General features: G+C 69.7%; 11 protein-coding genes. 10 read left to right on the forward strand and 1 reads right to left on the reverse strand.

The genetic code is table 11. The features are described from left to right. The 4 genes from ACFY9I_RS29195 to ACFY9I_RS29210 all read left to right on the forward strand — a co-directional run bounded on the left by ACFY9I_RS29195 (position 1) and on the right by ACFY9I_RS29210 (position 3,132). A complete protein-coding gene (locus ACFY9I_RS29195; RefSeq protein WP_391006949.1) occupies positions 1–720 on the forward strand; it encodes a YggS family pyridoxal phosphate-dependent enzyme in 720 nt (239 codons plus the stop codon). Between the two features lie 129 nt (positions 721–849). Further along, entirely contained in the window at positions 850–1,491 is a 642-nt protein-coding gene (locus ACFY9I_RS29200) for a cell division protein SepF (protein WP_391006951.1), read from the forward strand. Between the two features lie 59 nt (positions 1,492–1,550). Next, on the forward strand, positions 1,551–1,838 hold the full coding sequence (locus tag ACFY9I_RS29205; protein ID WP_391006953.1) for a YggT family protein: 288 nt from the start codon (positions 1,551–1,553) through the stop codon (positions 1,836–1,838). Between the two features lie 55 nt (positions 1,839–1,893). Further along, on the forward strand, positions 1,894–3,132 hold the full coding sequence (locus ACFY9I_RS29210) for a DivIVA domain-containing protein (RefSeq protein WP_391006955.1): 1,239 nt from the start codon (positions 1,894–1,896) through the stop codon (positions 3,130–3,132). Positions 3,133–3,645: 513 nt separating this feature from the next. On the opposite strand, the gene ileS is transcribed toward ACFY9I_RS29210, so the two are convergent. Then, positions 3,646–6,789 (reverse strand): isoleucine--tRNA ligase, encoded by a 3,144-nt coding sequence (gene ileS, locus ACFY9I_RS29215; protein WP_391006957.1) that lies wholly within the window; start codon positions 6,787–6,789, stop codon positions 3,646–3,648. A 639-nt stretch (positions 6,790–7,428) separates the two neighbouring features. Between ileS and ACFY9I_RS29220 the strand changes: the two genes are divergently transcribed. The 6 genes from ACFY9I_RS29220 to ACFY9I_RS29245 all read left to right on the forward strand — a co-directional run bounded on the left by ACFY9I_RS29220 (position 7,429) and on the right by ACFY9I_RS29245 (position 13,312). Beyond that, a complete protein-coding gene (locus ACFY9I_RS29220; RefSeq protein ID WP_391006958.1) occupies positions 7,429–8,322 on the forward strand; it encodes a TraR/DksA C4-type zinc finger protein in 894 nt (297 codons plus the stop codon). Positions 8,323–8,403: 81 nt separating this feature from the next. Then, a complete protein-coding gene (gene lspA, locus ACFY9I_RS29225; protein ID WP_391006959.1) occupies positions 8,404–9,012 on the forward strand; it encodes a signal peptidase II in 609 nt (202 codons plus the stop codon). A gap of 76 nt (positions 9,013–9,088) precedes the next feature. Further along, positions 9,089–10,033 (forward strand): RluA family pseudouridine synthase, encoded by a 945-nt coding sequence (locus tag ACFY9I_RS29230; RefSeq protein ID WP_391006961.1) that lies wholly within the window; start codon positions 9,089–9,091, stop codon positions 10,031–10,033. A gap of 41 nt (positions 10,034–10,074) precedes the next feature. Next, the gene (locus ACFY9I_RS29235) at positions 10,075–10,536 is read left to right on the forward strand and encodes a GNAT family N-acetyltransferase (protein WP_391007012.1); all 462 of its coding nucleotides are present in this window, start codon (positions 10,075–10,077) and stop codon (positions 10,534–10,536) included. Between the two features lie 73 nt (positions 10,537–10,609). Continuing rightward, entirely contained in the window at positions 10,610–12,196 is a 1,587-nt protein-coding gene (locus tag ACFY9I_RS29240) for a Na+/H+ antiporter (RefSeq protein ID WP_391006963.1), read from the forward strand. 372 nt (positions 12,197–12,568) lie between these two features. Beyond that, positions 12,569–13,312, forward strand: coding sequence for an SDR family oxidoreductase (locus tag ACFY9I_RS29245; RefSeq protein WP_391006965.1), 744 nt, complete (start codon positions 12,569–12,571; stop codon positions 13,310–13,312). Positions 13,313–13,444: the final 132 nt, after the last annotated feature.

The following is a 13,444-nucleotide window of genomic DNA, read 5'->3' on the forward strand; positions in this document are numbered from 1 at the left end:
ATGACGGACCGTAGGGCAGAACTCGCCGCGAACCTGGCGAAGGTGGAGGAGCGGATCGCCGCCGCGTGTGTGGCCGCCGGTCGCAAGCGGGAGGAGGTGACCCTGATCGTGGTCACCAAGACCTACCCGGCGAGCGATGTGCGCATCCTGTCGGAACTCGGTGTGCGCCACGTCGCCGAGAACAAGGACCAGGACGCCGCGCCCAAGGCGGCCGAATGCTCGGATCTGTCCCTTGTGTGGCACTTCGTGGGGCAACTGCAGACCAACAAAGTCCGTTCCGTGGTGCGTTATGCGGATCTCGTGCAGTCCGTCGATCGTTCCAGGCTTGTCACGACTCTGTCGAAAGAGGCCGTCCGGGCCGGGCGTGAGGTGGGATGTCTCATCCAGGTCGCGCTCGACGCCGACGAGAGCGGCCGGGGCGAGCGAGGAGGTGTCGGGCCGGACGGGATCGAAGAGTTGGCCGACCTCCTGGCTCGGTCGCCGGGGGTGCGGGTCGATGGTCTGATGACCGTCGCGCCGCTCACCGGGGAGTACGCCGGACGCCAACGGGCCGCGTTCGAGCGGTTGGTGGATTTGTCGACCGACCTGCGCCGAACCCATCCGGCTGCCAACATGGTCTCCGCAGGGATGAGTGCGGACCTCGAGGACGCCGTGGCGGCCGGAGCGACACATGTACGCGTCGGCACTGCGGTACTCGGAGTCCGTCCCAGGCTCGGGTAACGTCGCCAAGAAGTCGGACCACAGCAGAAAATATGGTCATTCCGTCGAGAGGCGGGCGCAACGACCTCGTGGATCGCGGGCACTTGGGAAGTCGTCAGTCGATCCACCACAGAGCGGAGGACTCAGAGCATGGCCGGCGCGATGCGCAAGATGGCGGTCTACCTCGGCCTCGTGGAGGACGATGGGTACGACGGCAGGGGATTCGACCCCGATGACGACTTCGAGCCCGAGCTCGACCCGGAGCCCGAGCGGGACCACCGCCGGCATGAACCGGTGCATCAGGCACACCAGTCACATCAGCCCCAAAGGGATGAATCGGTGCGAGTGGTGCAGCCCCCCGTGCAGCGCGAGCCCGTGTCGCACGCCACTTCGCTTCCCGCGGAATCGGCGCGACCCGCCCGGATCGCGCCCGTGGCGTCCATCACACAAGAACGTTCGAGTCTGGAGAAGAACGCACCGGTGATCATGCCCAAGGTCGTGTCCGAACGAGAGCCTTACCGGATCACCACGTTGCACCCGCGGACCTACAACGAGGCCCGTACCATCGGGGAACACTTCCGTGAGGGCACTCCGGTGATCATGAATCTGACTGAGATGGATGACACAGATGCGAAGCGACTTGTCGACTTTGCGGCCGGTTTGGTGTTTGGTCTTCACGGCAGCATCGAGCGGGTGACGCAGAAGGTGTTCCTGTTGTCGCCTGCTAACGTCGATGTCACGGCGGAGGACAAGGCCCGTATCGCAGAGGGCGGGTTCTTCAACCAGAGCTGAGACGCACCACCGGAACGAACAGCACGGAACAGGAAACAGGGGAGAGGGAAGCACAGGTCATGAGCGTGGTTCTGGATGTCATCTACATCGCGCTGATGTGCTTCCTCATCGTGCTCATCTTCCGGTTGGTCATGGACTACGTCTTCCAGTTCGCCCGCTCGTGGCAACCCGGCAAGGCGATGGTGGTCGTTCTGGAAGCCACCTACACTGTCACTGATCCACCGCTCAAGCTTCTGCGGCGGTTCATTCCGCCGCTGCGTCTCGGGGGCGTGGCGCTCGACCTGTCCTTCTTCGTTCTGATGATCATCGTCTACATCCTGATCACGCTCGTGCGGAACGCGATGTGAGCGATGTGACAGATACGGTCTTGCCGACTGCCGACGACTACGTTGAGGTGAAGAGATGCCGTTGACCCCCGAGGACGTGCGGAACAAGCAGTTCACGACCGTCCGCCTCCGAGAAGGCTATGACGAGGACGAGGTCGATGCCTTCCTCGATGAGGTCGAAGCCGAACTGACGCGACTACTCCGCGAAAACGAGGACCTGCGCGCCAAACTGGCCGCGGCCACGCGTGCTGCTGCCCAGAACCAGCAGAACATGCGCAAGCCGCCGGAGCCTCAGGACCAGCAGCAGGGTGGCATGCAGCAAGGTGGCATGCAGCAGGGTGGCATGCAGCAACAAGGCGGCATGCAGCAGCAGGGTATGCGCGGTCCCGGTGGACCCGTACCCGCTGGGATATCGGGCCCGCCGCAGCAGATGGGGGGCCCCATGGGTGGCCCGCCCCAGCTGCCGAGCGGTGCTCCGCAGCTGCCCGCCGGCCCTGGTGGCCAGGGCGGACAGCAGGGTCCCGGCCCGATGGGTCAGGGACCGATGGGCCAGGGCCCGATGGGTCAGGGCCAGATGCAGCCGCAGATGGGCCAGGGCCAGATGGGCCAGGGTCCCATGGGCGGCCAGCCTCCCATGCAGCAGATGGGGGGCCCGATGGGCGGCCCCATGGGTGGTCCGATGGGCGGCCCCGGTCAGGGTCCCGGCGGCGACAGCGCCGCGCGGGTGCTCTCGCTGGCCCAGCAGACCGCCGACCAGGCGATCGCCGAGGCCCGTTCCGAGGCCAACAAGATCGTCGGCGAGGCCCGTAGCCGCGCCGAGGGTCTGGAGCGGGACGCCCGTGCCAAGGCCGACGCCCTGGAGCGGGACGCGCAGGAGAAGCACCGTGTCGCGATGGGCTCTCTGGAGTCCGCCCGCGCCACGCTGGAGCGCAAGGTCGAGGACCTGCGGGGCTTCGAGCGCGAGTACCGCACGCGTCTGAAGTCCTACCTGGAGTCGCAGCTGCGTCAGTTGGAGACCCAGGCGGACGACTCGCTCGCCCCGCCGCGCACTCCGGCGACCGCGTCGCTGCCGCCGTCCCCGGCGCCCTCCATGGCTCCGGCCGGCGCGAGCGCCCCGTCGTACGGCGGCAACCAGGGCATGGGTGGGGGCATGGGCGGCGCTCCTGCTCCGGCGGCGCCCTCCTACGGCGGCCAGCAGCAGATGTCGCCGGCCATGACCCAGCCGATGGCTCCGGTGCGGCCGCAGGGTCCCTCTCCGATGGGGCAGGCTCCCTCGCCGATGCGTGGGTTCCTCATCGACGAGGACGACAACTGACGATTACTGGTACGCCGTAGGCGTCGGCAGCGTTCAGGGCGGGGCCCCGGATTTTTGATCCGGGGCCCCGCCCTTGTGCTGTGCGCGGTCGGGTTCTGGTGGGTGTTTGTTCGGGGGCGGGGGGCGGATGTCCTACGTACGCAACGCCGAAGGCCTGGGGCGCCGAGAATTTCGGTGCCCCAGGCCTTCGGGGTACCCGGCGGCTGTTGCCGGGCGGGGGTAGGAGGTGCTTGCCGGCGCTGGCAGGGTGCCGCTGCGCCCACCCGTGCCGCCCCAGCGGCACGATTGCCCGCAGTCAGGGACAGCTAGAGACAGCTGGGACAGCCACGGAGCGGCTAGGGAGCGGCCAGGGAGGTGGGGCCGCTGAGCCCGCGCCCCTGCAGGGGCGCGGGGGACTGCACGATCAGCCACATCTCGGCCGCAGTGCGAGGACCGGCTTACGGGGCAGGACGTGGCCCTGCCCCCGCAAGGGTGGCCCTGGCCGACAGGGCGTGCCTCGGCCCGGCGCGGGCGTTACGCCTTGCGGAGGCGGAACGTCAGCGTCAGGGCCTCGTCCGTGAACGGGCTGCCGAACGTGTCGTCGGCCTCGCCGGAGGCGAAGTCCGTCGCGAGGACCTCGTCCGCGATCAGGGCCGAGTGCTCGGTCAGCGCCGCGGCCACCGCCGGGTCCGTCGCCGTCCAGCGCAGTGCGATCCGGTCGGCCACGTCGAGGCCGCTGTTCTTGCGGGCCTCCTGGATGAGGCGGATGGCGTCTCGGGCGAGACCGGCCCGGCGGAGTTCTTCCGAGATCTCCAGGTCGAGGGCGACCGTCGCGCCGGAGTCGGAGGCCACCGACCAGCCCTCGCGGGGGGTCTCCGTGATGATGACCTCATCGGGGGCGAGGGTGATCGTCTCGCCGTCGACCTCGACCGTCGCCGTGCCCTCGCGCAGGGCCAGGGACAGGGCGGCCGCGTCGGCGTTCGCCACGGCCTTGGCCACGTCCTGGACGCGCTTGCCGAAGCGCTTGCCCAGCGCCCGGAAGTTGGCCTTGGCGGTGGTGTCCACCAAGGAGCCGCCGACCTCGGAGAGCGAGGCCAGTGAGCTGACGTTCAGCTCCTCCGTGATCTGTGCGTGCAGTTCGGGGTTCAGTGCGTCGAAGCCCGTCGCCGCGACCAGGGCGCGGGAGAGGGGCTGACGGGTCTTGACGCCGGACTCCGCGCGCGTGGCCCGGCCCAGCTCGACCAGGCGGCGGACCAGGACCATCTGCTTCGACAGCTCGGGGTCGATCGCCGAGAGGTCCGCCTCCGGCCAGGAGGCCAGGTGCACGGACTCGGGGGCTCCGGGGGAGACCGGCACGATCAGGTCCTGCCAGACCCGCTCGGTGATGAACGGGGTCAGCGGGGCCATCAGCTTGGTGACCGTCTCGACGACCTCGTGCAGGGTGCGCAGCGCGGCCTTGTCACCCTGCCAGAAACGGCGGCGCGACCGGCGTACGTACCAGTTGGACAGATCGTCGACGAACGCCGAGAGCAGCTTGCCGGCGCGCTGGGTGTCGTAGGCCTCCAGGGCCCCGGTCACCTGGTCGGTGAGGGCGTGGAGCTCGGAGAGCAGCCAGCGGTCCAGGACCGGGCGGTCTGCCGGGGCAGGGTCCGCCGGGCTGGGCGCCCAGTTCGACGTGCGGGCGTACAGGGCCTGGAAGGCGACCGTGTTCCAGTACGTGAGGAGGGTCTTCCTCACCACTTCCTGGATCGTGCCGTGGCCGACGCGGCGGGCCGCCCAGGGGGAGCCGCCGGCCGCCATGAACCAGCGGACGGCGTCGGCGCCGTGCTGGTCCATGAGCGGGATCGGCTGGAGGATGTTGCCCAGGTGCTTGGACATCTTGCGGCCGTCCTCGGCGAGGATGTGGCCGAGGCAGACGACGTTCTCGTACGACGACTTGTCGAAGACCAGGGTGCCGACGGCCATCAGCGTGTAGAACCAGCCGCGGGTCTGGTCGATGGCCTCGCTGATGAACTGGGCCGGGTAGCGGGACTCGAAGAGGTCCTTGTTCTTGTACGGGTAGCCCCACTGCGCGAACGGCATCGAGCCCGAGTCGTACCAGGCGTCGATGACCTCCGGGACGCGCGTGGCGGTGCTGCCGCAGCCAGCCTGGGGGCAGGGGAAGGTGACCGCGTCGATGAACGGGCGGTGCGGGTCCAGCTCCGACTGGTCGGTGCCGGAGAGCTGGGTCAGCTCCTCGCGGGAGCCGACGCAGGTCAGGTGGTTCTCCTCGCAGCGCCAGATCGGCAGCGGGGTGCCCCAGTAGCGGCTGCGGGAGAGCGCCCAGTCGATGTTGTTGTTCAGCCAGTCGCCGAAGCGGCCGTGCTTGACCGAGTCGGGGAACCAGTTGGTCTTCTCGTTCTCCTGGAGGAGACGGTCCTTGACGGCGGTGGTGCGGATGTACCAGGACGGCTGCGCGTAGTAGAGGAGCGCGGTGTGGCAGCGCCAGCAGTGCGGGTAGCTGTGCTCGTACGGGGTGTGCTTGAAGAGCAGGCCGCGCTGCTGGAGGTCCTCGGTGAGCTTTTCGTCCGCCTTCTTGAAGAAGACGCCGCCGACGAGGGGGACGTCCTCCTCGAAGGTGCCGTCGGGGCGGACCGGGTTCACCACGGGCAGGCCGTACGAGCGGCAGACCTTGAGGTCGTCCTCACCGAAGGCGGGGGACTGGTGGACCAGGCCAGTACCGTCCTCGGTCGTGACGTACTCGGCGTTCACGACGTAGTGGGCCGCGGCCGGGAACTCCACGAGCTCGAAGGGACGTTGAAACGTCCAGCGCTCCATCTCGGCGCCGGTGAAGGTCTGGCCGGTGGTCTCCCAGCCCTCGCCGAGCGCCTTGGCGACGAGCGGCTCGGCGACGACGAGCTTTTCCTCGCCGTCCGTGGCGACCACGTAGGTGACCTCGGGGTGGGCGGCGACCGCGGTGTTGGACACCAGCGTCCAGGGCGTGGTCGTCCACACCAGGAGCGCGGCCTCACCGGCGAGCGGACCGGAGGTGAGCGGGAACCGGACGTACACCGAGGGGTCGACGACCGTCTCGTAGCCCTGCGCCAGCTCGTGGTCCGACAGGCCGGTGCCGCAGCGGGGGCACCAGGGGGCGACGCGGTGGTCCTGGACCAGCAGGCCCTTGTTGAAGATCTCCTTGAGCGACCACCAGACCGATTCGATGTACTCGGGGTCCATGGTGCGGTAGGGGTCGTTCAGGTCGGTCCAGTAACCCATGCGGGTCGTGAGCTCTTCGAAGGCATCGGTGTGCCGGGTCACGGACTCGCGGCACTTGGCGTTGAACTCGGCGATGCCGTACGCCTCGATGTCCTTCTTGCCGTTGAAGCCGAGCTCCTTCTCGACCGCCAGCTCCACGGGCAGGCCGTGGCAGTCCCAGCCGGCCTTGCGGGCCACGTGGTAGCCGCGCATGGTGCGGAAGCGGGGGAAGACGTCCTTGAAGACGCGCGCCTCGATGTGGTGGGCGCCCGGCATGCCGTTGGCGGTGGGCGGACCCTCGTAGAACACCCACTCGGGGCGGCCCTCGGACTGCTCCAGGCTCTTGGTGAAGATCTTCTGCTCGCGCCAGAAGTCGAGCACCGCGTGCTCGAGCGCGGGCAGATCGACCTGGGCGGGCACCTGGCGGTACGTCGGCTCTGTCATGAGCGGGCTTCCTCCAACGGACTTGCTGCCTTCCGTCGGAGGGACGAGAGCTTCGATCCTTCGTACGCCGTGTGCGGCGCGCTCCCGCGGTACCACCCTCCTTGGCTCCCCCGCCGCGCCGTACGCGCCGGTGAGCCCCCTCATTGAGGTCGCGAAACCGGGTCTACTCGCCATGTCGCTCGGACTGCGGCTTTCTTCCGGCGGCTCCGGGGTGATCTTCACATCGCGCTCGCCCCCGGGCTTCCACCGTCCCCGGGTCGCTCTGGGCTGCGTACGACGCTACTCGTCCCCATCCACGCTTCTCGCTCCGCCCAGTGTACGGCGCCGCACGGACAGCGGCCGACCGGTTTTCCGGCGGCCGGAGGAGGGGCGCGGCGGGGTTCGTGGCGGACTCGGCGGCCGGAGTGCGATGACCTGCGGGGGTGACCCGAATGGAGTGGATCGAACGTCCGGATCCTGGGACGTCCGGCCAGGCGGAATACCCGGCGGGGAGCTGGGCACAACGCTTGCAGGCTCGCCGCGCGACGGTCGCGGGGAGGGTGGAACGCGTGGTCTGCCCCGTTGCCGCGGGACTCGGGTCGATTTATCGTCCCAGCACGATTCGCGTGCAAGATCACGATATGTGAAGGGGCCGCGGCCATGGTGGCGAAGAAGACCGCCGTACAGCAGTCGGCGTCAGGCAGATCCACGGTGGCCTCCGGCGGCGACGCGGGAGAGAGGGCCGTGGCTGACAAGGCCGCGGCGGTGAAGTCGGGCGGCAGGAAGTCGGTCGTCGAGAAGACGGTGACGAAGAAGGCGGCGGCCAGGAAGGCCGCTGCCGCGAAGCCGGTCGCGAAGAAGGCGATGGCGGAGAAGGCGGTGGCGGAGGAGGCCGTCGCCGGGACGGGCGGTGCCGTGCGCGGGAGCGGGAGCGGCGGTAAGGGCGCTTCCGCGAAGGGCGCGGTCGGCAGGAGCACGAAGAGCACGTCGGCGAAGAAGAGCACGTCGGCGAAGAAGAGCACGGCCAAGAAGGCGGGCGCGGCCGAGGCCGCCGAGACGACGGGAGCCACGACGGTGGTTGCGAAGAACACTCCTGGTACGGCTACGGCGGCGAAGAAGCCCTCCGCCGTTCCCAAGGCACGGCCCGCCGCGGTGGAGCCCGGCGAGCTCGCGGTACGCCCCGGTGAGGACCCCTGGAGCCCGGCCGAGGTCGCGGAGGCCCGGACGGAGCTGCAGTCCGAGGCGGTGCGGCTACGGGCCGAGCTGGAGGCCTCCGAGCGGGCCCTCACGGGCCTGATGCGGGACTCCGGGGACGGTGCCGGCGACGACCAGGCCGACACCGGGGCGAAGAACATCACACGCGAGCATGAGTTGTCGCTCGCCCACAACGCGCGCGAGATGCTCGACCAGACCGAGCGTGCCCTGGACCGGCTCGACTCGGGTACGTACGGGCTGTGCGAGAACTGCGGCAATCCCATCGGAAAGGCGCGAATGCAGGCCTTCCCCCGGGCCACACTGTGCGTGGAGTGCAAGCAGAAGCAGGAACGGCGCTAGCGATCGGCGCCTGAAGCCCTGGTCCGCGAGGGTCGTGTCGTACCTTTGTCCTCAGTCAGGAACCTAGGTTGAGGGACTCACGTGGCAGAGGCGGAGCGCATCATCGGTACGCCGGACATTCCAGAGGCGGCGGGGGCCGACCCTGAGCAGTCGGACGGTGGGAACGGCGCCGCGACTGAGGCCGACGCGGCCGCGCGGCCGCGCGGCAAGCGCCGGATCGCCGTGCTGTTCGGCGTCGCCGCGCTGGCGTACGCGCTCGACCTGGTCAGCAAGATGATCGTGGTCGCGAAGCTGGAGCACCACGAGCCCATCGAGATCATCGGGGACTGGCTGAAGTTCGAGGCGATCCGCAACGCGGGCGCGGCCTTCGGCTTCGGCGAGGCATTCACGATCATCTTCACCATGATCGCGACGATCGTGATCGTGGTGATCGCCCGGCTCGCCCGCAAGCTCTACAGCCTGCCGTGGGCGATCGCGCTCGGCCTGCTGCTCGGCGGTGCGCTGGGCAACCTCACCGACCGGATCTTCCGGTCGCCGGGTGTCTTCGAGGGTGCGGTCGTCGACTTCATCGCGCCCAAGGGCTTCGCGGTGTTCAACCTCGCGGACTCGGCCATCGTGTGCGGCGGGATCCTGATCGTGCTGCTGTCGTTCCGGGGACTCGACCCGGACGGGACCGTCCACAAGGACTGAGCCCGCGGGGTCCTGTCGAGGAGGGTTGTCCACAGGCACGGTCGGGGGTGCGTCACCCGTCCGGCATACTCGACGGGTGAGCACGATTCCCGAGATCCGTACCCTGCCCGTGCCGGACGGCCTGGAGGGTGAGCGTGTCGACGCCGCCATCTCCCGCATGTTCGGCTTCTCCCGCACCAAGGCCGCCGAGCTCGCCGCCGCGGGGAAGGTCACGGTCGACGGGTCGGTGGTCGGCAAGTCGGAGCGGGTGCACGGCGGGGCCTGGCTGGAGGTCGAGATGCCGCAGGCGCCCGCGCCGGTGCGGGTCGTCGCCGAGCCGGTCGAGGGCATGGAGATCGTGCACGACGACGATGACGTGGTCGTGATCGTCAAGCCCGTCGGCGTGGCCGCTCACCCCAGCCCCGGCTGGTCCGGACCGACCGTCATCGGCGGGCTCGCCGCCGCCGGGTACCGGATCTCGACGTCCGGAGCCGCCGAGCGCCAGGGCATCGTGCACCGGCTCGACGTGGGCACGTCCGGCCTGATGGTGGTGGCCAAGTCGGAGTACGCGTACACGTTCCTCAAGCGCCAGTTCAAGGAGCGGACCGTCGACAAGCGGTACCACACGCTGGTCCAGGGCCACCCCGACCCGACGAGCGGCACCATCGACGCGCCGATCGGGCGGCACCCGAACCACGACTACAAGTGGGCGGTCGTCGCCGAGGGTAAACCGTCGGTCACGCACTACGACCTGGTCGAGGCATTCCGGGCCGCCTCGCTGCTCGACATCAAGCTGGAGACCGGGCGGACCCACCAGATCCGCGTCCACATGTCCGCGCACCGGCACCCGTGCGTGGGCGACCTGACGTACGGCGCCGACCCGACGCTCGCCAAGCGGCTAGGCGTGACCCGCCAGTGGCTGCACGCCGTACGGCTCGGCTTCGAGCACCCCGGGGACGGGAGCTGGGTCGAGTTCGAGAGCGACTACCCGGCGGACCTGACCGAGGCCCTCGACAAGGTCCGGGAGGAGACGTACGCGTGAGTGACGGACGCGTGAGTGACGGACGCGTGAGTTCCAGGGCGGTGTCCTATGTGGTGCGCGTCGCCGATGACCCCGGCGATCGTGAAGCCTGCTTCGCGGTGCGCAAGGAGGTCTTCGTCGTCGAGCAGGGGGTGCCGGAGGACCTGGAGTACGACGCGTACGACGCCGTGGCCGTGCATGTGCTCGCGGTTCGGGACGACGGCGTGCCGCTCGGGGCCGGACGGCTGCTGTACGGGGAGGCCGCCGTCGGCAAGACCGGTGAGGCCTGTGGTGTTGGCTCCCTGGGGAGACTCGCGGTCGTGCGGGCGGCTCGGGGGCTGGGTGTCGGGGTCGCGCTGGTGCGGGCCGTCGAGGAGACGGCGCGGGAGCGGGGGCTGACCGCGGTGGACCTGGGGGCGCAGACCCATGCGCTGGGTTTCTACGAGCGGCTGGGGTACGAGGCGTACGGAGCGGAGTTCCTGGACGCGGGGATACCTCATCGGGCCATGCGGCGGACGCTTTAGCTTGCGGCGGCGCCGGTGGGGCACTCTGGGGCTCTGGTCGGTCTTGATCGTCTAGCACCAGCGGAGCGCCTTCATGGATCAGTTGGCCCTGTACTTCGTGTTGTTGCTCGGGGCCGTGATCAGCGTGCCGGTGGGGGAGCGGCTGAAGCTGCCGGCGCCGGTGCTGATGACCTTGCTCGGGATATCGCTCGCCGTGCCGGGGTTCGTGCCCAACGTGGAGATCCCGCCGGAGTTCATCCTGCCGCTGCTGCTGCCGCCGTTGCTGTACGCGGCGGTGCGGCGGACCTCCTGGCGGCAGTTCGCCGCGAACCTGCGCCCCATCCTCCTGCTGGCCGTGGCGCTGGTGTTCGTGACCACCGCCGCGGTGGCCGCCGTGGCGCAGGCGATCGTGCCGGGGCTGCCGATCGTGGCGGCCGTGGCGCTCGGCGCCCTCGTCGCGCCGCCTGACCCGGTCGCGGCGACGGCCGTGGCGGGACAGCTCGGGCTGCCGCGCCGGCTGGTGTCGATACTGGAGGGCGAGGGCCTCTTCAACGACGTCACGGCCATCGTGCTCTACCACGTGGCTATCGCGGCCGCCGTGAGCGGATCCTTCTCCTGGCCCCGTGCCGCCCTCCAGCTCGTGCTCTCCGCGGTCGTCGCCGTCGCCGTGGGGCTCGCGCTCGGCTGGGCCGCCAACAAGCTGATGGACTTCCTCGAGGACGCCACGCTGCAGATCGGGCTGACCCTGCTCGTGCCGTACGCGTCGTATGTGCTGGCCGAGGAACTGCACGGGTCCGGGGTGCTCGCGGTGCTCACGACCGCGCTGTTCCTCGCTGAGTACGCCCTCGGTGCCGACGACGTTCTGACGCGGCTCGCCGGGCACACCGTCTGGGACGTCGTGGACACGCTGGTCACCGGGGTCGCCTTCGGGTTGATCGGGCTGGAGTTGCACAACGCGATCCGGACGGCGTCCGGGCGGTGGGGCGAGATGCTCGGCTGGGCGGCGGCGGTCGTGGCCGTCGTCGTGCTCGTACGGCTGGTGTGGTTGCTGCCGGCGACGTGGCTCGCGCGGCGGTTGCACGCGAAGCGGGACTACGACGAGGAGATCCCGGTCTCGTGGCGCGAGACCGTGGTGATGTGGTGGTCGGGGATGCGGGGGGTGGCGTCCGTGGCGCTGGCGCTGGCGATCCCGTTGGAGACGGACAGTGGGGCGCCGTTTCCCGACCGGGACGAAATCGTGTTCATCGCGTTCGGGGTGATCATGGCGACGTTGGTGCTTCAGGGGCTCACGCTGCCGTTTCTCGTGCGGAGGTTGGGGGTGCGGGCGGACGAAGGGGTGGAGAAGGAGTTCGAGAAGGCGTTGGCCGTGCGGGCGGCGAAGGCGGCGAAGCGGCGGCTGAAGGAGATCGAGGAGGTGGAGGAGCTGCCGGAGGAACTGTCCGAGCGGTTGTTGCGGCGGGCCTTCGAGATCGGGGTGAGGATCAGTCCGGAGGTGGGGGAGGAGGAGCGGCGGGAGGGGCATGAGCAGCGGGTGCGGCGGCTGCGGAGGATGCGGCGGATTCAGGGGGAGATGTTGAGCGCGGCTCGGCATGAGGTGTTGGCCGCGCGGAATGAACCTGGGGCCGATCCTGAGGTGGTGGATCGGGTGCTGCGGCATTTGGACGTCCGTAGTCTGCGGTGACGGGGGGTTTGCCCACCCACGCACCGCCGTTACTCCTTGGCGGTGGAGAGGTGCGGGTCTCCTGTGGGGGTTGATCGCCGTTGGCGGTTGGCGGTTGGCCGTTGGCGGTTGGTGGCGGATGCCAGCCGCTGACGCACGCGATTGGCAGCGCGGTGTTGGCCGTCCGCGCACGGGGTTGGGCGGCGGCGTGGGCGGTTGGTAGGGGGTGGCCGGCGGCGTGGGTGGTTGGCCTGGTGTTGGTGTTCGGCGCGGGGGGTGTGGAGTGGCTGGGCCGGGGTTTGGGTGTTTGCTTCGTGACCTGTTCGTGCGGAGTGCGTGATGGGGGCAAAAGGGCCGAGGGGAAGGCGAGTTGGGGTTTTGTAGGGTTGCGGTATGGCACGTAATGTGGTGATCAGTGGTGGTGGTACGGGGATCGGGCGCGCGGCGGCGGAGGTGTTCGCGGCAGGCGGGGACCGGGTGTTGCTGGTCGGGCGGCGGGTGGAGGTGTTGGAGAAGGCGGGGGTGCCCGGAGCGTTGACGCACGCGGCCGATCTCACCGACGTGAGGAGTGCGCGGGGGGTCGCCGAGTTCGTGGCGGCGGAGTTGGGGACCGTGGATGTGTTGATCCACAGTGCCGGGGGGAACGGCGGGCTGGAGCCCGCGGCGGCGGGCGAGGACGATCCGCTCGGTGCCGTCGCCCACACCTGGGAGGTCAACTTCCGGCAGAACACCTTGACCGCCGTGCTGCTCACCGAGGCGCTGAAGGAACGGTTGGCCTCGCCTGGTGGGCGTGTGCTCTTCCTGTCCTCGATCGCGGCGTACCGGGGGTCGGGGAGCGGGGCGTACGCGGCGTCGAAGGCGGCGCTGCATCCGTACGCCTTCGACCTGGCGCGGGAGTTCGGGCCGCGCGGGATCACGGTGAATGTCGTGGCGCCCGGCTATGTGGAGGACACCGAGTTCTTCGGCGAGTCCATGGAGGAGACGCGGCGGGCGCGGCTCGTCGCGGAGACCTCGACGGGGCGCGCCGGTACACCGGCCGACGTGGCCGACACGCTCCACTGGCTCGCCTCGCCCGGCGCCGGGCACGTGACCGCGCAGATCGTTCAGGTCAACGGGGGCGCTGAGCGCGGGCACTGAGGGCGGGGGAGAAGAAGGGGGGAGGGCTCGTCCGGGCCGGGGGCGCTTTCGGCTGACGGCGGCGGCTGGGCCCGACCCTCGAACCAGGGTGGCGGACGCGGACAGCCCTTTCACCGTTCTCCAGGGCACCGT

Source organism: Streptomyces sp. NPDC012510, from assembly GCF_042955065.1.
Classification (GTDB): Bacteria; Actinomycetota; Actinomycetes; order Streptomycetales; family Streptomycetaceae; genus Streptomyces.

Excerpts from the sequence above, each read along its gene's own strand:
- ACFY9I_RS29220 (WP_391006958.1), top strand. The coding sequence starts at position 7,429 with ATGGTGGCGAAGAAGACCGCCGTACAGCAGTCGGCGTCAGGCAGATCC.
- ACFY9I_RS29200 (WP_391006951.1), top strand. The coding sequence starts at position 850 with ATGGCCGGCGCGATGCGCAAGATGGCGGTCTACCTCGGCCTCGTGGAG.
- ACFY9I_RS29195 (WP_391006949.1), top strand. The coding sequence starts at position 1 with ATGACGGACCGTAGGGCAGAACTCGCCGCGAACCTGGCGAAGGTGGAG.
- ACFY9I_RS29245 (WP_391006965.1), top strand. The coding sequence starts at position 12,569 with ATGGCACGTAATGTGGTGATCAGTGGTGGTGGTACGGGGATCGGGCGC.
- ACFY9I_RS29205 (WP_391006953.1), top strand. The coding sequence starts at position 1,551 with ATGAGCGTGGTTCTGGATGTCATCTACATCGCGCTGATGTGCTTCCTC.
- ACFY9I_RS29210 (WP_391006955.1), top strand. The coding sequence starts at position 1,894 with ATGCCGTTGACCCCCGAGGACGTGCGGAACAAGCAGTTCACGACCGTC.
- ACFY9I_RS29240 (WP_391006963.1), top strand. The coding sequence starts at position 10,610 with ATGGATCAGTTGGCCCTGTACTTCGTGTTGTTGCTCGGGGCCGTGATC.
- ileS (WP_391006957.1), bottom strand. The coding sequence starts at position 6,789 with ATGACAGAGCCGACGTACCGCCAGGTGCCCGCCCAGGTCGATCTGCCC.